Annotated in this window: 17 protein-coding genes; 10 read left to right on the top strand and 7 right to left on the bottom strand. The window is 30.4% G+C overall.

All coding sequences use genetic code 11. The features are described 5' to 3' along the window. Positions 1-8: 8 nt before the first annotated feature. The 3 genes from B5464_RS09310 to greA form a co-directional block, all read right to left on the bottom strand. A complete protein-coding gene (locus B5464_RS09310; RefSeq protein WP_079738141.1) occupies positions 9-200 on the bottom strand; it encodes a hypothetical protein in 192 nt (63 codons plus the stop codon). Positions 201-202: 2 nt separating this feature from the next. Next, complete coding sequence (locus B5464_RS09305) at positions 203-589, bottom strand: HIT family protein (RefSeq protein WP_079739004.1); 387 nt, start codon at positions 587-589, stop codon at positions 203-205. Positions 590-659: 70 nt separating this feature from the next. Next, on the bottom strand, positions 660-1,133 hold the full coding sequence (gene greA / locus B5464_RS09300; RefSeq protein WP_154066957.1) for a transcription elongation factor GreA: 474 nt from the start codon (positions 1,131-1,133) through the stop codon (positions 660-662). Positions 1,134-1,253: 120 nt separating this feature from the next. Between greA and B5464_RS09295 the strand changes: the two genes are divergently transcribed. From B5464_RS09295 to purE, 3 genes are read left to right on the top strand one after another with little or no spacing between them, the layout of a single operon-like run. Next, complete coding sequence (locus tag B5464_RS09295; protein WP_231963582.1) at positions 1,254-1,661, top strand: phosphoribosylaminoimidazole carboxylase; 408 nt, start codon at positions 1,254-1,256, stop codon at positions 1,659-1,661. Between the two features lie 50 nt (positions 1,662-1,711). Continuing rightward, the gene (locus B5464_RS09290) at positions 1,712-2,875 is read left to right on the top strand and encodes a 5-(carboxyamino)imidazole ribonucleotide synthase (RefSeq protein WP_079738138.1); all 1,164 of its coding nucleotides are present in this window, start codon (positions 1,712-1,714) and stop codon (positions 2,873-2,875) included. Between the two features lie 41 nt (positions 2,876-2,916). Next, on the top strand, positions 2,917-3,396 hold the full coding sequence (gene purE / locus B5464_RS09285) for a 5-(carboxyamino)imidazole ribonucleotide mutase (RefSeq protein ID WP_079738137.1): 480 nt from the start codon (positions 2,917-2,919) through the stop codon (positions 3,394-3,396). Positions 3,397-3,411: 15 nt separating this feature from the next. Here purE and B5464_RS09280 read toward each other — a convergent pair whose 3' ends face one another. Both B5464_RS09280 and B5464_RS09275 read right to left on the bottom strand, forming a co-directional pair. Next, entirely contained in the window at positions 3,412-5,853 is a 2,442-nt protein-coding gene (locus tag B5464_RS09280) for a LamG-like jellyroll fold domain-containing protein (protein ID WP_079738136.1), read from the bottom strand. Positions 5,854-5,940: 87 nt separating this feature from the next. Then, positions 5,941-8,430, bottom strand: coding sequence for a T9SS type A sorting domain-containing protein (locus tag B5464_RS09275; RefSeq protein WP_079738135.1), 2,490 nt, complete (start codon positions 8,428-8,430; stop codon positions 5,941-5,943). Between the two features lie 168 nt (positions 8,431-8,598). Here B5464_RS09275 and B5464_RS09270 point away from each other — a divergent pair, with 168 nt between their 5' ends. Together B5464_RS09270 and B5464_RS09265 are read left to right on the top strand one after the other, a co-directional pair. Next, positions 8,599-10,626, top strand: a complete 2,028-nt coding sequence (locus B5464_RS09270; protein ID WP_079738134.1) for a M3 family metallopeptidase — start codon at positions 8,599-8,601, stop codon at positions 10,624-10,626. Positions 10,627-10,671: 45 nt separating this feature from the next. Then, positions 10,672-11,886, top strand: coding sequence for a carboxypeptidase-like regulatory domain-containing protein (locus B5464_RS09265; protein ID WP_079738133.1), 1,215 nt, complete (start codon positions 10,672-10,674; stop codon positions 11,884-11,886). A gap of 3 nt (positions 11,887-11,889) precedes the next feature. On the opposite strand, the gene B5464_RS09260 is transcribed toward B5464_RS09265, so the two are convergent. Beyond that, positions 11,890-13,131: a glycosyltransferase gene (locus B5464_RS09260; RefSeq protein ID WP_079738132.1), complete on the bottom strand. Its 1,242-nt coding sequence runs from the start codon at positions 13,129-13,131 to the stop codon at positions 11,890-11,892. Next, positions 13,132-13,605 (bottom strand): heme-binding domain-containing protein, encoded by a 474-nt coding sequence (locus tag B5464_RS09255; protein WP_079738131.1) that lies wholly within the window; start codon positions 13,603-13,605, stop codon positions 13,132-13,134. A 135-nt stretch (positions 13,606-13,740) separates the two neighbouring features. On the opposite strand from B5464_RS09255, the gene lpdA reads away from it, so the two are divergent. The 5 genes from lpdA (at position 13,741) to tilS (ending at position 19,418) form a co-directional block, all read left to right on the top strand. Next, complete coding sequence (gene lpdA / locus B5464_RS09250) at positions 13,741-15,141, top strand: dihydrolipoyl dehydrogenase (RefSeq protein WP_079738130.1); 1,401 nt, start codon at positions 13,741-13,743, stop codon at positions 15,139-15,141. Between the two features lie 89 nt (positions 15,142-15,230). Then, entirely contained in the window at positions 15,231-16,451 is a 1,221-nt protein-coding gene (locus tag B5464_RS14350; RefSeq protein ID WP_154066956.1) for an acyloxyacyl hydrolase, read from the top strand. Positions 16,452-16,513: 62 nt separating this feature from the next. Next, on the top strand, positions 16,514-17,818 hold the full coding sequence (locus tag B5464_RS09235; protein WP_079738129.1) for an anthranilate synthase component I family protein: 1,305 nt from the start codon (positions 16,514-16,516) through the stop codon (positions 17,816-17,818). A 21-nt stretch (positions 17,819-17,839) separates the two neighbouring features. Continuing rightward, on the top strand, positions 17,840-18,076 hold the full coding sequence (locus B5464_RS09230; protein ID WP_079738128.1) for a hypothetical protein: 237 nt from the start codon (positions 17,840-17,842) through the stop codon (positions 18,074-18,076). A gap of 22 nt (positions 18,077-18,098) precedes the next feature. Next, positions 18,099-19,418, top strand: coding sequence for a tRNA lysidine(34) synthetase TilS (tilS, locus tag B5464_RS09225; RefSeq protein WP_079738127.1), 1,320 nt, complete (start codon positions 18,099-18,101; stop codon positions 19,416-19,418). The last annotated feature ends 44 nt before the right edge of the window (positions 19,419-19,462 follow it).

The raw sequence follows: 19,462 nt of genomic DNA, 5'->3' as shown, positions 1-19,462 counted from the left end.
TCAAAGAACTAATTCCCCTTATATTTCTTATATTTTGATGATACATAACCAAAAATAAACCCAGATAACATCAAAAAAATAAATTTTACAAATATTCTATTTAAAGTAATCTTTTCACCATCAATTAAAGGCCAAATAAAAGCCATACACAAGAACATCCAAACTCCCCAGCCTAAACCGATTTTCTGCCATTGTTTCATATCTAAAAGTTCTTGGCAATACTTGCTGCCAACGAATTAAACTCTTCGTTAGATAATTTTACTTTTTTAGAAAACTGAATGTCTGCCATTTCATTTAAAGGAATTAAATGAACATGTACATGTGGTACTTCTAAACCAATTACACTCATACCAACTCTTAAACAAGGTACTGCTTTTTCTATTGCTTTAGCCACTTCGTATGAAAAACTCATTAGTGCATTGTACTCTTCTTTAGATAAATCAAAAACCTTATCAACTTCTTTTTTTGGCACAACCAACGTATGACCTTTCGCATTTGGGTTTATATCTAAAAAGGCAATAAAATCATCATTTTCTGCAACCTTATAACTTGGTATTTCTCCTGTAATTATCTTTGTAAAAACGCTCATAATAAATCGATTTTTAGTAAAAAAAAAACGCTTTTCAATAAAAAGCGTTTTAAATAACATTTTATATAAATTATCTCGAAATTTCTACAATTTCGAATTTCATCATACCATTAGGCACCTTAATCTCTGCAATTTCTCCAACTTTTTTACCTAATAAACCTTTACCTATTGGCGAGTTTACAGAAAGTTTTCCGTTTCTAACATCTGTTTCTGAGTCTGCAACCAATCTGTATTTAAACTCCATTCCGTTAGCTGTGTTTTTAATTACAACGTTAGAATGTATTAAAACTTTAGAGGTATCTAATTGACTTTCATCTAAAATACGTGCACCAGAAATTACGTTTTTTAATTTCGCAATTTTAAATTCTAAATGAGATTGTTCTTCTTTTGCTGCATGATACTCTGCATTTTCACTTAAATCTCCTTTATCCCTTGCATCTGCAATTTCTTGCGTTACTCTTGGTCGCTCTACTTGTTCTAAATGAACTAGTTCTTCTTTTAGTTTTTTTAATCCTTCTTCAGAATAATATGAAATTTCACTCATGTTGTTATAATTTAAAAATCTCATTGCCTTTACAGGAATGAGATTGTATTACAAATGTACAAAATATTTGTAACTTGCATTCGTTATTAAGAAAACAAAGATAATTTTATGTTTAAAAAAGTGCTTTTTTTTATAAGTTTAGTGTTGTTTTTTGCCTGTGCAGAAAACAATTTACCAGCAAACTGTTTAAGACAATTTCCTGTTAGTTTAAGCACAGATTTAAACAATCCGCAACTAATAAATGTACAAACACCAGGTGGTTTTGCAAATCTTACAGGTGGCGCTAAAGGTATCTTTCTTTTTAATATAAATGGCTCAGAATTTGTTGCTTTTGATAAACTATGCCCTCAAAACGATTGCAACTCTCCTATGACGTTCGAAAAAGGAACTGTTTTAAAATGCTCTTGTGATGAAAGTGAATACAGTGTTCACTTTGGTGGTGCACCACAAACAGATGATTTTGAGTGTCCGGCAAGACAATATAAAGTTACAAAATCTGGTTCTTCAATTAGAATCAGTAATTTTTAGTGAAAATGATTTGAGTTGTGTATTTTTGCTGAAACACAACAACTTCAACAGTGAAAAATTATTATTCTTCAGATTTTAAATTGGGCGTTCTTGGTGGTGGCCAATTAGGACGAATGCTTTTAGCAGAAACCCAAAAATTAGATATTTACACTTCTATTTTAGATAGTAACACAAATACACCTTGTGCACAAATTTGCAACAATTTTGTTATTGGAGATTTGTTAGATTTTGATGCTGTTTATAATTTTGGTAAAACCGTAGATTTACTTACTATAGAAATAGAAAATGTAAACTTAGATGCTTTAGATAAATTAGAAAGTGAAGGTCTAGAAATTTACCCAAAACCGAAAGATTTAAGAATTATTCAAAGCAAAGCAAGACAAAAAAACTTTTACTTAGATCATCAAATACCTACTGCGGAATTTTCTCATTATGCTTATCTAGAAGAATTAAAGCATTCTTTCGAAAATAATATTATAGATTTCCCCTTTGTTTGGAAAGCCGCAAGATTTGGGTACGATGGAAATGGTGTAAAAATTGTTAGAAACATTAAAGATCTAGAAAGCTTACCTAATGTAGAATGTATTACAGAAAAATTAATTCCGTTTAAAAACGAATTGGCTGTGATTGTTGCTAGAAATAAAGATGGTAAAGTAACTACGTATCCGGTTGTTGAAATGGAATTTCATCCGGAAGCAAACCAAGTAGAATATGTAATTTGTCCTGCAAGAATAGAGAGTAAAGTAGCAGAAAAAGCAAGAGAAATTGCTTTAAAAGTTGTTAGCGATTTAGATTTTGTTGGTTTATTAGCAGTAGAAATGTTTCAAACCGTAGACGATAAAATATTGGTAAATGAAGTTGCACCAAGACCTCATAATTCTGGACATTATTCTATAGAAGCTAGTTATACCAATCAATTTGAGCAACATCTTCGCTCTATTTTAAATCTTCCTTTAGGCAATACAGAAAGTAAAGTTGCCGGTATTATGGTAAATTTAGTTGGTGAAGAAGGTTTTGCTGGGGACGTAATTTATGAAAATATTGAAGAAATTTTAAAAATAGACGGAGTAACGCCACACCTTTACGGAAAAAAAGAAACGCGTCCGTTTAGAAAAATGGGGCATGTTACAATTGTAAATGCTGATATAGATACTGCAAGAAAAGTTGCCCAAGAAGTAAAAGAAAAAATAAGAGTAATTAGTAAGAATAATTAACAATTTAAAGTTATTTCTGATAACTGAAAACATATAAAAATATGGTAGGAATAATAATGGGAAGTGATTCTGATCTTCCAATAATGCAAGAAGCAATAGACATTTTAGAGAGTTTTGATATTAAAATAGAAGTTGATATTGTGTCTGCACATAGAACTCCAGAAAAATTAGTAGATTATTCTAAAAATGCACATAAAAGAGGCATAAAAGTAATTATTGCAGGTGCTGGAGGTGCTGCACATTTACCAGGAATGGTAGCTTCAATGAGTCCGTTACCAATTATTGGTGTGCCTGTAAAAAGCAGAAACTCTATAGATGGTTGGGATTCTGTTTTGTCTATTTTACAAATGCCAGGTGGCGTGCCTGTAGCTACAGTTGCTTTAGATGGTGCAAAAAATGCTGGTATTTTGGCAGCTCAAATTATTGGAGCTTCAGATACTTGTGTTTTAGATAAAATTATTGCTTACAAAGAAGGTTTAAAACTAAAAGTAGAAAAGGCTTCTGAAAATGTTAGAAAATAAAAAAAACACTGATTGCTAGTTTGCAATCAGTATTTTTTTTGTGAAATTTCTATTATCAATTAATGTTGTATTTACAATATATATACCTGTCTTTAAGTTAGAAATATTTTTAGCCTCTGTACCTAAAAACGTTTTTACTTTTCTACCTTGAATGGTATATAAAGTTACATCTTTAATATTGTCAACATCAAAATCATATTCTACAATTAACTCTTTTGCGCCGTCTACATAAACTGCAAAATCTTCTGAGTCTACTTCTTCTACTAATATAGCTTCTTTACCAGTTTTCTTTGTAGCTCTTCTTTTATCTTTAGTATAAATAATTTTAAATCTTGTGTTATTTTCACCAACAGTATCAATTGTAAAGGTATAATCTCTTTGTCTTAGATCTACTGTTTTCTTAGCTTCTGTATCTCTTAAATAAATGTAGTAATCTTCATCTATTTTCTCATCTTGAATTCCGATAGAATATTCACCTAATTCATCAACAACAAAACCTAACTTCACCACTTTTTTATCTCTTTTTAAAATTGGCAAACCTTGTATAGATGCTTTTGCACCTCCTCTAACATGAGAATAAAAACCCATAGATTTTTGACTAATATCAAAAGGTGCGTCATAAAGCCTATCATATCTATTGGTTGCTCCCTTAAGAAAACCAACTAATAAAGTATTTGTTTTATTGCCTTTGTTAAAAGTAAACCAAGATCTTCCTTCTCTCTTTTCTGTGACCTTAGCTTTATCAGACTTATAAAACTGTGTATTATTTGCCACAATTTGATGCGTAGTTTTAAAAGTTAACGTACTATTAGTTGTAGTTCTAACAAAAAAACCTTGCCCTGAACCAATCTTACCTGTCGTAGTATTACTTAAACCACCAGTTGCATTATACTGCAGGTAATCAGAAACATTATTATCTCCAACTTCTGCAGTATTTTGATTCCATAAATAAATGGTTCCATCAATATCTGCATTGTCTGTATCTGCGCTTACCAAATCCCAATCTATTGCAGAAAAATAAGGATTACCAACTAGATTATCTCCAGAAGTAGACCAAACATTATCTGGATCTGTACTTGCTAAATTGCTAGAGTTAAAAACATTTACAACTACATCACCCTCATTTAACTTTCCTGTAAAAGTTCTTAATTGACCGCCTACACCTTCGTTCTGAATTGCATAACCAACACCTGGGTTAAAATCTGCAGTACCATGAAAAGCCCAATCTGAATTTGTACTACTTGCATCAAACCTATAAATTAACTCTGCATCAGGGAATACTGTTGCAATATTAGAGTCTGCAGCAATTACAGGAGAACTCCAATAAGAATAAAAATCGTTTCCAGAATAATTTGGTGTTGCTCTTTTAATATTAAAATCTCCAGAACCGGCAATTGTTGCATTACAAGAATTAAAAATTAAAGCGCCGCCATCTTCGACTGTAATTGTACCATTATTAGTTAAACCATAAAAGATATTTAAAGTTCCGCCACTTTTTACAACAACCTCTGCTCCTGCTTCTATTGTTAATCTTCCTATTTTAACTTCTGATGTTATTTCTGGATTATTTGAACCATTTTGAATCACCACAGTTTGTGTCTTAGAAACTTCTGGTGATGTTGCTGCCCAATTTGTATCGTTAGAAAAATCTGAAGAAGCACCACCATTCCATGTATAACTTGTGTTACTTCCGTTTGCAGTTGTTGTTGCTGCAATAGAAGATGCACCATTTGCCTCGTAATTAACTTGATCGCCATCTTGGTAAGCAACTAAACTTGTACCGGCAGTTAGATATGCAGATTTATTAGTATCTATCTCTGTTTCTGTTCTTGCAATGTTCCAGATTCTTAATAAAGATATATTTCCATCAAAGTTATTGTCAACATTATTTTGACCAGAGAAAGCTCCGTTATAAGTAGAACCGCTTGAAAAACTTGTTGGATACCTAACTGAACCTCCATTTCTACCTATAGAAATATTACCTGAGTGTGTACTTACCTGCAAACCATCTTGTTGATCTTTTTCTACACCATCTAAATACCATCTAAAAGTTACATCTGGCGAAGCTGTATCTTCTATTGTTAGCGCTACGTGAGTCCATTTATCAACAGAAATTTCACCTAATTCAGATCTAAAAAATCTTCTTCTGGCTGCTGTATCTGCATTATTTCTATATCCACCTAAATAAATTCTTCCTGCTTCTATATAAAATAAAATAACGTTTACCTGTGCTCCTTCTTCATACAAAACCTGCCTTGTAGTAATATCCGAAGGTTTAAACCAAAACTCTACAGTTCTGTTTTTGGTATTCTGTAAATTTATGGCATCTGTATTTGGTATTGTAATATAATCGTTGGTTCCGTTAGCTTCAAAACCAGCTGAACATGGAATTTGAGCTTGTAAAGAACTGTAAGCAATTATAAAAACATATAAAATATAAATTGTAATTTTCTTCATAATTCTTTTTTTTAAATGTGCTATAACACTATTGTTATGTCGTTTAGACTTGTAAAAGCTTACAAAAACGACCAAGAAATTAAGATCTTAATAAATAAGAATTTTCTTTCTAAACTCTTGCTTATCGCTAAAAGTTACTTTAACAAAATATACGCCTTTACTGTAGTTAGAAACGCTTTTTAAATCTTCACTTTTAAAAACACTTATAAATCTACCTTGTAAGTTATAAACTTGAATATTTTTGATTTCTTCTTGCGTATTTTTTTTGATAATCAACTCTCTATTTGAGTTGACATATAGATTTAAAGTATCATCAATATTTTCTACTACCTCTGTACTTAAAGTTGTTTCTTCTTTACTAGCTTTCGAATACTTTATCTCGAATCTCTCATTATTTTCTCCTAAGGTTTCTATAGAGAAATTATAATCACCTTCTTCTAGATTGAATAATAAATCTAGTTCTTTATCAAATAAATAAACGGTGTAATCATCGTTTATAGTTTCTTCTTGAATTCCGATTGAATACTCACCTACTTTATCTACAATAAAACCTAAGGGTACAATTTCTTCATCGTTCTGTAAAACAGGCAAACCTTGTATAGATGCTTTTATAGAATTATTTATCAACGAATAGAAACCTAAAGATTTTTGATTTGTATCAAAACCAGCGTCATAAATTCTGTCTACACCTTCTGTTGCTCCTTCTAAGAAACCTATTAACAAAGTATTGGTTTGATTTCCTCTTGTAAACTTAATCCAAGACCTATCTTTTTTCTCTTCGAGAATTTTTCTATGATTAGACTTATAAAATTGCGTATTGCTAGACGCAATTTGATGTGTTGTTTTAAATTTTATCGAACTATTTGATATAGCTCTTACAAAAAAACCTTGGCCAGTACCAATATTTCCTGTAGCAGTATTTGTAACACCACCTGTTAAATTATATTGCAGATAATCTGAAACATTGTTTTCACCTACTTCTGCAGTTGCTTGGTTCCATAAATATATGGTTCCTAGAATTTCTGTATTATCTGGATCTGTAATTACTAAATCCCAATCTATTGCTGCTGGGTAGGGATTACCAACTAAATTATCTCCATTTGTAGACCAAGTATCGCCATCATTATCAGAGCCTGATAAATTTGATGTATTGTAAACATTTACCGAAATATCTCCTGAATTAACAACACCTGTAAAAGTTCTTAATTGACCACCTATACCTTCATTTTGAACAGCATACCCCATTCCTTTCTCGAAATTTGAAGTACCATGAAATACCCAATCTGAATTTGATGAACTTGCTTCGAATGCATATATAAGTTCTGCATCAGGAAAAACTGTTGCAATATTTGAATCTGCACTAACAACTGGTGAACTCCAATAAGAATAGAAATCATTACCATTATATGTAGGTGTATTTCTTTCAACAATATAATCTCCTGTACCGCCTAAAACTTTCTTTTCTCTTAACACTAAACTGCCACTTTCTTTAACATCAATAGTACCATTGTTAACAATATCATAACTAACCTCTAAAGTACCACCACTAAGAACAGTAATACTTGCACTTGCATTAACTTGCAGGTCTCCAGCTACAATATGAGTTCCAGAAGTTATTATTGGATAATTTGTTGAAGCTTGAATTTCTACAGCCTCTTTTGTTAATATATCTGGTACAACACCACCTACCCAATTAGAACCCGTATTCCAATCTGTAGATGCAGCAGTTGCACTCCAAATAATTGTTGCTACAGGAGAAACTGTTGCTTCATTAGTACTTACATTATCATTTGCTAAATATGTAAATGTATCTCCATCTAAAATTGCTACTAAATCATCTGTACCAACTGTAGTAATTATATCTGATTTGTAATCGTCTATTTCTTGTGGAGTTCTCACTCGATTCCAAAGTCTAAATCCCCATAAATATCCTTCAAAATAATTAGTTCCCGAATAACTTGTTAAACCAGATGGACTATAAAAATAATCAGAATCTAATTGATTTGTCCACCCTGCTGCTGTTATACTTGGAAATCTTACACTAGTATCCTTATATCCTAATCTTACGGTATTGTGTGGTCCAAACTGATAACCTGAATTTTCACCAATTAAGGTACCGTCTAAATAAAATTTTAAAGCTGTATTTTGGTTAGCACCCATAGGATTTGTAGTATTATTTGCCGCCTGAGCATCGTCTAAAACAAGTGCCACATGGTACCATGTATCCGCAGTAATTGCCTTTCTAAAATAGGTTCCTTCCCATCTTGGTGTGTAGTCTGCTCTATTATATCCTCCTACAACCAAATACCCACCTTCTATATAAATAATAACAGCTCTAGTACCAGCACCCTCTTTCATAATAAATTGTCTGGTAGTAACTTCTGCTGCTTTAAACCAAGTCTCGTAAGTTCTATTGTTTGTAGTTGTACTATTAATATTTGAAATATTTGTATTTGAAGCACCACCTACATTTATAAAATCATTTACACCATCAAAATAAAAACCATCATTATCTGTTTGAGAAAAACTGCAAATCGTTAGGGTTAAGAAGGTTATATTTAATAAAAAATTTTTCATAGTAGTTTTTGGGGATTTTAGAACCTAATCAAAAATAAATACATTTTTTAATAAAATCAATAAAACTTCGATAAACGGTTGTTAAAATAAGTTTAACAGATGTTTATTTTAGATTACAGAATAAAAAAATAAGTTTTTTTATCTTTGAAAACTGATATACACACATTTATGAATCCACTTTTACAAGACTTTAATACAGCTCCTTTTTCAAAAATTTCAACTAAAGACTACAAACCTGCAATTCTAAAAGCAATAGAAATTGCAAAGCAAGAAATAAATGAAATTGTAAATAACTCAGAAACACCGAGTTTCGAAAACACAACTGTTGCATTAGATTTTTCTGGTGAAAAATTAAATAGAATTACAAGTATCTTTTTCAACTTAAATTCTGCAGAAACTAATGATGAAATTCAGAAAATAGCACAAGAAATCTCGCCTTGGTTAAGCGAATTTAGAAATGACATCACACTAAACGAAGAACTTTTTAATCGTGTAAAAGCTGTTTTTAATAATAGAGAAGATTTAAAATTATCGCCAGAGCAAGAAATGTTGTTAGAAAAACAATATAAAAGTTTTGCAAGAAATGGTGCTAATCTAAATGAAGAAAACAAGAAAGAACTTAGAGATATAGACGCTAAACTATCTAAGCTTTCGTTAAAATTTGGCGAAAATGTACTTGCAGAAACCAATGCTTTTGAAATGCATTTAACCAAACCAGAAGATGTTGCTGGCTTACCAGAAAGTGTTAAAGAAGCGGCTAAAGAAGTTGCCAAATCTAAAAACAAAGATGGTTACATTTTTACACTAGATTACCCAAGTTACATTCCGTTTTTAACTTATGCTGATAATAGAGATTTAAGAAAAAAAATGGCAATTGCAGCGGGTAAAAAAGGTTTTCAAGAAAACGAATTCAATAACGAAAAAATTGTTTTAGAAATTGTTAACCTTCGTCATAAAAGAGCAAATTTACTAGGTTACAATACGCATGCTCATTTTGTATTAGAAGAAAGAATGGCAGAAACGCCTGAAAAAGTAATCGAATTTTCTAATAATTTATTAGAAAAAGCAAAACCTGCTGCGCTTAAGGAATTTGAAAACTTAGAAAAATACGCAAAAGAACTTGACGGAATAGATAAATTACAAAAATGGGATGGTGCTTATTATTCTGAAAAACTAAAGAAAGAATTATTCGATTTAGATCAAGAATTATTAAAACCATACTTTAAATTAGAAAACGTTATTAATGGAGTTTTCGAAATTGCAAATAGATTATTTGATTTAAATTTCGAAGAAATAAACTCTATCGATAAATATCATGAAGATGTTAAAACTTATAATGTAACAGATAACGAAGATAATTTTATTGCTGTTTTTTATGCTGATTTTCATCCTAGAAAAGGTAAAAGAAATGGTGCGTGGATGACTTCTTACAAGTCACAACAAATAAAAAACGGAATTAACGACAGACCACATGTTTCTATAGTGTGTAACTTTACAAAGCCCACAGAAACCAAACCTTCTTTACTTACTTTTAATGAGGTTACAACATTGTTTCATGAGTTTGGGCACGCTTTACATGGTATGTTAGCAAACACAACCTACAATAGTCTGTCTGGAACTTCTGTTTCTTGGGATTTTGTAGAATTACCAAGTCAGGTTTTAGAAAACTGGTGTTACGAAAAAGAAGCTTTAGAATTGTTTGCAAGACACTACGAAACTGATGAAGTTATACCTATGAAATATGTAGAGAAAATTAAAGAATCTGCAAGTTTTCATGAAGGTATGCAAACCTTACGTCAATTAAGTTTCGGACTTTTAGACATGAAATGGCACTCAGAAAATCCATCAGAAATAAATTCTGTAAAAGAGTTTGAAAACGACGCTTTTTCTAACACAAAATTATATCCAGATGTAAAAGAAAACGCAATGAGTACTGCTTTTTCACATATTTTTCAGGGTGGATATTCTTCTGGATACTACTCTTATAAATGGGCAGAAGTTTTAGATGCAGATGCATTTGAATATTTTTTAGAAGAAGGAATTTTTAATAAAGAAGTTGCTACAAAGTTTAAAGACAACGTTCTTTCTAAAGGTGGTACAGAAAAACCAATGAAATTATACAAACGTTTTAGAGGAAAAGAACCAAAACCAGATGCCCTTTTAAAAAGAGCTGGTTTGCTTAATTCTGAACGTTAATTGATTTATTTTGTTATAAAATACATTTTTATACGTTATTAAAGTATGAAAGATTGTATTTACATTATTGTCTTATTTTTGTCGTCACAAATTTCTTCACAAATAACCATTAAAGGTACTGTGCTTGAAAAAAGTGATCCATTAGAGGGTGCAGCGGTATATTTTAATAATACGATGCTTGGTACAACTACCAATTCTAATGGTGAATTTTCTATTAAAGTAAAAGAAGGACAGTATGATTTAATTGTTTCTTATCTAGGTTATAAAAAAATAAACTATACTTTAAACACATCAAATTATACCAAACCTTTAGTTTTCAATTTAAAACAAGAAAACAGTACTTTAGACGAAATAATTTTACGAAAAACAGTTTATAATGATGAGTGGAAATACAATCTTTCTACCTTTAAAAAAGAATTTATTGGTAGAACAGAAATTGCGAAAGATTGCGAAATTTTAAACCCAGAAGTTTTACATTTTACCGATAACTCTAAAAAAAATATTCTTACCGCAATTGCAAAAAAACCTCTAGAAATAAAGCATAAAAGCTTGGGGTATAAAATAATTTTCGAACTTGAAGAATTTGTAATAAATAACAAAACTGTTACGTATTTAGGCTATTCTAGATATCAAAATTTAAAAGGAAGCAAAAGAAAGAAGCGTAAATGGCAGCAAAAACGTTTAGAAACTTACAACGGTTCTTTTACTCATTTTTATCAATCTTTATTAAAAGGTACAACTTATTTAGATGGATATTTGATACATCAATTCAAAAGAGTTTTAAACCCAGATAGACCAAGTGAAAGTGTTATAAAAAAAGCTAGGGAATTGGTGAAGTTGTACAGAAATAAAATCAACTTTTTAAAAAAGATTGAAATACCAAAAACACCTTTAGACTCGGCTTTGGTTACTTTAAAAAAAGCTAAATTACCCAAATTTAAAGATTATTTATACAAATCTAAAGTGCCAATTAAAGACATCTTAAAATTTAAAAATGGTGTTTCTTACCTTAATTTTAAGAACAATTTAAGTATCGTTTACACAAAAGAATTAGAAGAAGAAGGTTATATTTTAAGAGCTGCATTTAGCAAACCAAGAAAAGCATTACCACAAACCTCTTCTATAATTCCTTTAAAACTGCCTACTATTATAGATAAAAACGGAACATTAATCAATCCGTTAAATGTTTTTTATGAAGGATATTGGTCTTACGAAAAGTTTGCAAATTCACTACCTCTAGATTATGACCCTAAAATATAATTGCTAGTTACTATTCTTAGCTTCAATCCATTTACTCATATATTTTGTTGCTTGTAAAGTTTGATGTTGCAACAAACTTCCAAAGAAATTAGAAGCCCTATGTTTCTCTAAATTTTGTTGAATTTCTTGAATTTTACTTGACAAAACTACTCCATTTTTCTTTTTACTGTAAATAGAATTAATAATATCAATTCCTTTTTGCTGAGAATTCTTCCAAGTTGACTCATCATTATAAAGTAGAATAGCTTTGTTTGCAAAATCTGTATAATCGTCTTCTATAAAACCGTTCCACTCAAAATTATTTGCCATTCCTTCTGCACCAATACTTGTTGTTACACTTGGCGTACCGCAAAGCATGGCTTCTGTTAATTTGCCTTTTATACCTGCACCAAAATTTAAAGGAGCTAAAACTACTTTGGCATTTTTAACTACATTATTTGCATCCTTTGCAAATCCTTTAATTAAAAAACCTTCTTTTTTATTATTTAATTCTTGTATTTGTTGGGTAACATAGGCACCATAAATATGTAACTCTGCCTTAGGAAGTTGTTTTCTAACTTTAGCCCAAATTTCTTTTTTTAAAGTTAAAACTGCATCAACATTTGGTTTATGAAAAAAATTTCCGATAAATATAAAATGTTCTCTTTCTGTAAAATGCTGCCACTTTTCTGTTTGTAAGGCATCTATTTCTTCAAACATAAAAGGTAAATAAAGAATCACATTAGAAGGTATTTTAAAGACATCTTTTAGCAATTCCATTTCATAAGTAGAAATAATTAGAGACAAATCGCATCTTAAAATAGATGCAATTTCTCTCTTTGTAATGTCTTGTTTTAAAAGTTCTGAAACTGAAAAAGGAAGCTCCTTTTTAACACAAAACTCTCTAGTTTTACGCAAACAATGCAAGTCTTCTGTATCTAAAATTGTAATTGCATTCGGACAATGTTCTGCAACACGCCAACCAAATTGTTCTTCGATCATAAATCGATCAAATAAAACTATATTGGGTTTAAGTTTCTTTACAAAAGCATCAAAAGAAATATTGTTAAGCTCGATAAAAACTTCTTCTATACCTAAAGATTTTAAATCTAATGCTTTTTCACTTTTTTGTGCCGCACATGCAAAGGTTATGTGATATTCTTTTTCTAAAAACTGGTCAATTAACTGCAACATTCTTTTGCCTGCGGCAGAAGAATTAGGTTCTACCCAAACAGCACCAATAATTAAAACTGTGTTATTTTGCAATTATTTAGAATTCATTTGAAGTTTATAATCGGCTTGTACCTTTTTACCCCAAGTAACAACAGCATTAATTTGCTCTTGCGTAAGATTTGCATCGGCATGCGTCCAAGTATAAGAATCTAATGGCATTTCTCCTTTTTCTACTTCTTCGTAAAGTTCGTCCATTTTATGTTCTTTCTTTTTTAAAGAATAAGAACTCCATTTAGAAAAGTTTAAATGCTTTTTACCGTCTTTAATATGATCGTCTAACCAATAATTTACAGGTGTAATGTTACTGTACCAAGGATAAACTGTTTTATCTGAATGGCAATCGTAACAAGTTGTTTCTAATACTTTTTTAACATCTTCTGGCGGATTTGTTTCTGACACAAAAGCAGCAACAGAAGTCATTTCACCATCATTTTTTTCTGGACCAAAAAACTGAGCAATTACAAGTATAACTAATAGAAAAACTAATATTTTTTTTAGGGTTTTCATCTGTAAATTTTAAGAATATTTTATACTGTAAAACTACTAAATTCTTACTTTATTTTATGAAAATATCCGTATTTTTGTCAATTATTATTAGAAAACAAAGCATTAGGTTGCAAAAAACACAAAATAAACTTACTTATGAAATATGATATTATTGTAATTGGTTCTGGTCCTGGAGGATATATAGCTGCAGTTAGAGCTTCTCAATTAGGCAAAAAAGTAGCAATTATAGAAAAATATTCAACTTTGGGTGGTACCTGTTTAAATGTTGGTTGTATACCTTCTAAAGCTTTATTAGATTCTTCTCATCATTATTACGATGCAGTTCATCATTTTGAAGAACACGGTATTTCTGTTGAAAAACCAACTTTCGATTTTGGTAAAATGGTCGATAGAAAAGCTAAAGTTGTAGAAACAACTACAGGCGGAATCAAATACCTTATGGATAAAAATGACATCGATGTTTTTGAAGGATTGGGTTCTTTTGTAGACAAAAATCATGTTAACATTGCTAAAAACGACGGTACATCAGAAGTAATAGAAGGTACCGATATTATTATTGCTACAGGTTCAAAACCTTCTACGTTACCATTTATAACGTTAGATAAAGAACGTGTAATTACATCTACAGAAGCTTTAAAATTAAACGAAGTTCCTAAACATTTATTAGTAATTGGTGGTGGTGTTATTGGTTTAGAATTAGGTTCTGTTTATAAGCGTTTAGGCGCAGATGTAACGGTTATAGAATATGCTCCAAAAATTACACCAACTATGGATGCTGATGTTTCTAAAGAATTACAAAAAGTTCTTAAAAAACAAGGTATCAAATTTGCTGTAAGTCATGGTGTAACCTCTGTAGAAAGAAACGGAGAAGAAGTTACTGTAAAAGCAAACAACAAAAAAGGAGAAGAAGTTACTTTTACCGGAGATTATTGCTTAGTTGCTGTTGGTAGAAAAGCATATACAGAAGGTTTAGGTTTAGAAAAAGTTGGTGTAGAAGTTAACGAACGCGGACAAGTTGCTGTAAATGATCATTTACAAACAAATGTATCTAACATTTATGCAATTGGCGATGTAGTTAAAGGTGCAATGTTGGCACATAAAGCAGAAGAAGAAGGTGTAGTTGTTGCAGAATTTTTAGCTGGCGAAAAACCACATATCGATTATAATTTAATTCCGGGTATTGTTTATACTTGGCCAGAAGTTGCTGCTGTTGGTAAAACAGAGCAAGAATTAAAAGATGCTAAAGTAGATTACAAATCTGGTAAATTTTCTATGAGAGCCTTGGGTAGATCTAGAGCTAGTGGAGATATTGATGGATTTGTTAAAGTTTTAGCAGATAAAAATACAGACGAAATTTTAGGTGTACACATGGTTGGTGCACGTGTTGCAGATTTAATTATGGAAGCTGCAGTAGCTATGGAATATAGAGCATCTGCAGAAGATTTAGCTAGAATTTGTCATGGTCATCCAACATATTCTGAAGCTGTTAAAGAAGCTGCAAAAGCTGCTTGGGACGGTAAACCGTTAAATGCATAAAACTGTATTTTTAATTACAGACATTCATAAAAAAAGCACCTAATATTTAGGTGCTTTTTTTATTTTTAAAAGTTTCCTATTTTTATAAAATGAAAAAGAAACTTTTTATGCTATTATTTTTCTTAGCAAGTTTATCCATTAACGCTCAAGAAAATACAGATTTCAAAACACAACCAAACTCCTTTTTATCAAAAGCATATTATAGTATTAATTTTGGCGGAATTTTTTATCCTTTTTCAAATAATAATTTAAAAGAGGGTTATCAAACAGATGCGTTTGCTAAAAACATTTTTTCTGGACGATTGCTACTAGGTTATAAAATCTTACCCGATTTAGCGGTTCAATTTGGTACATTAAGACCTGCTTCTTGGTTTCAATACACAAACGTTAACAATGTTGGTTATCATAACAGCGTTTGGATAAATGCCTGGTCTTTGTCTTTAAAGAAAAACATAAACTTAAATGATAAATTGTCTTTTTTTGCTGAGAGCGGAATTGCCAACGTAACCAGAGTAGGATTTTCTATAAATGATAAAGTTGTATATTCTGATGCGCATTATGCAAGCTTTCTTTATGGCTTTGGATTTAACTACAAATTGAACAAAAAATGGAGGTTGAATTTAAACGGAACATTCTTGCCAAAATCAACAAAAGAAAATCAACCTTCTATATCTCAAGTAACTCTAGGTTTCGAATACCATATCAACAAATTATCCGAAGAAAAAGCTGATAAATTTGGCAAAAATGGTCATTTTTTTCCCAAAAATATGCTACAAGTTAGTTACGGAACAAGTAAAATTGGCTTTGGTGTCAATCGGTTTTTTGGTATGAGTTTAAAGGTTGGTAACTTCGAAAGTTTCGGCATACCAGTATTTTGGGTTGGCGAAGTAAAGGCCGCCAACTCTTTTTCAATTACCTACCAACAATTACTTTTTAGAACAGAAAAAATATTCTCTTTAGATTGGGGCGCAAGTATAACTGCGTTTAATACAGAAGCCACCAACGAGAAAGTGCTTGCTTTTTCAATTTTTCCGTCGATGCGTTTTTATCTTTTAAGAAGAAATAAGTTTGATATGTATGCAAATTACTCGCTTATTGGACCAACATTTTTAACCAAAGGAAATTTAGACAACCTTAATACCGGCCCAAAAATTACATATCAAGACACAATGGGACTTGGTTTTTTCTTCGGAAAAAAACGACAATACAATGCAGAATTTAGAATTATGCACTACTCTAACGGAAACATTTTTACAAATAACTCTGGTGTTGCAGTGCCAATTCAGTTTACATTTGGTAAAACTTTTTAGCCAATAAATCTGCATAAAATTTTCCATTTCTAAACAATAAGAATTGTATTTTTGCATTAATTATGCAAAGAACTGTTCGTACTTTTTCTATTGAAAACATCGCTACTTTTAAACAAAATTTACTGTGTTGGTCTCAACAATTTGAAACAGCACTTTGGTTAGATTCTAATAACTATAACCAAACATATACTAGTTTTAATAGCGCTTTGGCTGTTGAAGAATTTACATCTATAAAAACAGATTACATCAACGCATTTGATAAATTAAAAGAATATCAAACTACAACAAAAGATTATATTTTTGGGTATATTTCTTATGATGTAAAAAATGATGTTGAGCATTTAAAGTCTAAAAATTTAGACAATTTAGATTTTGCCGATTTGTATTTTTTTCAACCTCAAAAATTAGTTTTTATAAAAGAAAATTTCGTTGAATTTCATTATTTAAGAATGGTTGATGATGAAATTGAAGACGACTTTAAAACGATTAAAGATTTTAATTCTTCAGTTTTTGAAAATTCTAAAAGTGACATCAAAATAAAATTACGAATTCATAAAGATGAGTATCATCAAAAAGTATCAAAAGTTTTAGAACATATTAAAAGAGGTGATATTTATGAAGCTAATTTTTGTCAGGAATTTTATGCTGAAAACGCTACTATAAATCCGTTACAAGTTTACAAGCATTTAAACGATATTTCTGAACCACCATTTGCTGCTTATTTAAAATTAGAGAATCAATATGCTTTGTGTTCATCACCAGAAAGATATATTAAAAAGGAAGGCAGTAAAATAATTTCGCAACCTATAAAAGGAACCGCAAAAAGATTAATTAGCCAAATTGATGATGAGAAAATTGCACGAAATTTAATGAGAGATGAAAAAGAACGTGCAGAAAATGTAATGATTGTTGATTTGGTAAGAAACGATCTTTCTAAAACTGCAACTAAAGGCTCTGTAAAGGTTGAAGAATTATGTAAAGTGTATTCTTTTAAACAAGTGCATCAAATGATATCTACGGTAGTTTCTAATATAGATACGGCGTTAATGCATCCGGTAGAAGTTTTACGAAGCACTTTTCCTATGGGAAGCATGACAGGCGCACCAAAAGTTTCTGCAATGCAAATTATTGAAGACTTAGAAGAAACCAAAAGAGGTTTATATTCGGGCGCAATTGGTTATTTTACGCCAGAAAACGATTTCGATTTTAATGTTGTTATTAGAAGTATTCTATACAACGAAGAAAAAAAATACGTTTCATACTCTGTGGGTGGTGCAATTACTGCAAAATCTATTGTAGAAAACGAATATGAAGAATGCTTGCTTAAAGCAAAAGCAATGAAATACGTTTTACTAAACGCCCAGTAAAACCAAAAAAATATACTTATTATGATATTTAATAAAGAAGAACTTTTTCAGAAAACTTTAGAAAGTTTATCAGAAACACCAACAGAACAAAATATGTTTAATAAGTTTTTAGAACTGTATCCTGCAGAATGGAAACAACTAAAAGTTACGTTTTCTAAATTTAACAGAAGTAAACAGTTTGGTAAAACAATTCCGTTACCAAAACCAGAGGTTTCTTTAAGAAAAGACATTAGAGTTTGGTTAAGAAAACAGCAATAAATTACGTATTTTTAAAATTGTTATGCGTCAAAAATTATCTAATCATATAAATAGTAAACTTCCTTTTTTGAAGGATAAAAAGCTATTGATTGCCATTTCTGGCGGCATAGATTCTGTTGTATTAACTCACTTATTAGCGGCATTAGATTTTAATATTTCTTTAGCGCATTGCAATTTTAAATTAAGAAATTTAGAAAGTGATTTAGATGAAGAATTCGTAAAAAACCTAGCCAAAAAATTACAAATTGATTGCCACAGCATTTCTTTTGAAACAGAAAAAATAGCACAACAAAATAAAGAATCTACACAAATTGCCGCAAGAAATCTTAGATATAATTGGTTTAAAGAATTAAGTAAAAAACACAATTTCGATTATGTGTTAACTGCCCATCATGCAGATGACAATTTAGAAACTTTTCTAATTAATTTAACGCGAGGCTCTGGTTTAGATGGGTTTACGGGAATTCCAGAAATAAACAATTCTATCGTTCGTCCGTTTTTACAGTTTTCTAGAGATGAAATTCTAAACTTTGCTACCTCTAATAATATTTCTTGGCGAGAAGATAAAAGCAACGCTTCTACAAAATATGTTCGTAATAAAATAAGGCATCAAGTTTTACCGGTTTTAAAGGAAATAAATCCGAATATATTAGCAACATTTTCTAAAACTGTAGCAAATTTACAAGAGAGTAAAGAAATTATTGAAGATAGAATTGAAATTGTTTCTAAAGATGTTATCGAATATTTAGATGATAAGAATTCATTTAAAATTAATATTGATAAAATTAAGCAATTAAAAAACCCAAAAGCTTATTTATATCAACTTTTAGAAAATTATAATTTTACTGAATTTAACGATGTTCACAACTTGCTAAAAGCGCAATCTGGCAAACAAGTTTTTTCTAAAACACACGTTTTATTAAAAGATAGAGAATTTTTAATTTTGTCTGAAAGAGATTTTTCGACCTTACAACAAAACACTTTTAAGATTAATGAAAAGGATACTGAAATTTTAGAACCTATTCATTTAACTTTAGAGCATTTGACAGAAAAATCAACAAAAAATAAAAATACAATTTACGTTTCTAAAGAGCATTTACAATTTCCTTTAGTTGTAAGAAAATGGCAAAATGGCGACTATTTTTATCCGGCAGGAATGCAAGGAAAAAAGAAACTGAGTAAGTATTTTAAAGACGAAAAAATGTCTTTGTTAGAAAAAAACAACATTTGGCTTTTGTGTAATGGTTCCGATGAAATTATTTGGATAATTGGAAAAAGGCAAGACAACAGATTTTTAACATTTTCTAACGATGCTTCTCTTATAAAAATTAGCCTTTTATAAAAGGTTTACGTATTTTTAAAAAAAATAAATATCAATATCTATTA

The sequence above is a fragment of the Polaribacter sp. KT 15 genome (assembly GCF_900143115.1).
Taxonomy (GTDB): domain Bacteria; phylum Bacteroidota; class Bacteroidia; order Flavobacteriales; family Flavobacteriaceae; genus Polaribacter; species Polaribacter marinaquae.
Note: the sequence above shows the minus strand (reverse complement) of the source record. Positions and strands in the feature narration are given on the sequence as shown.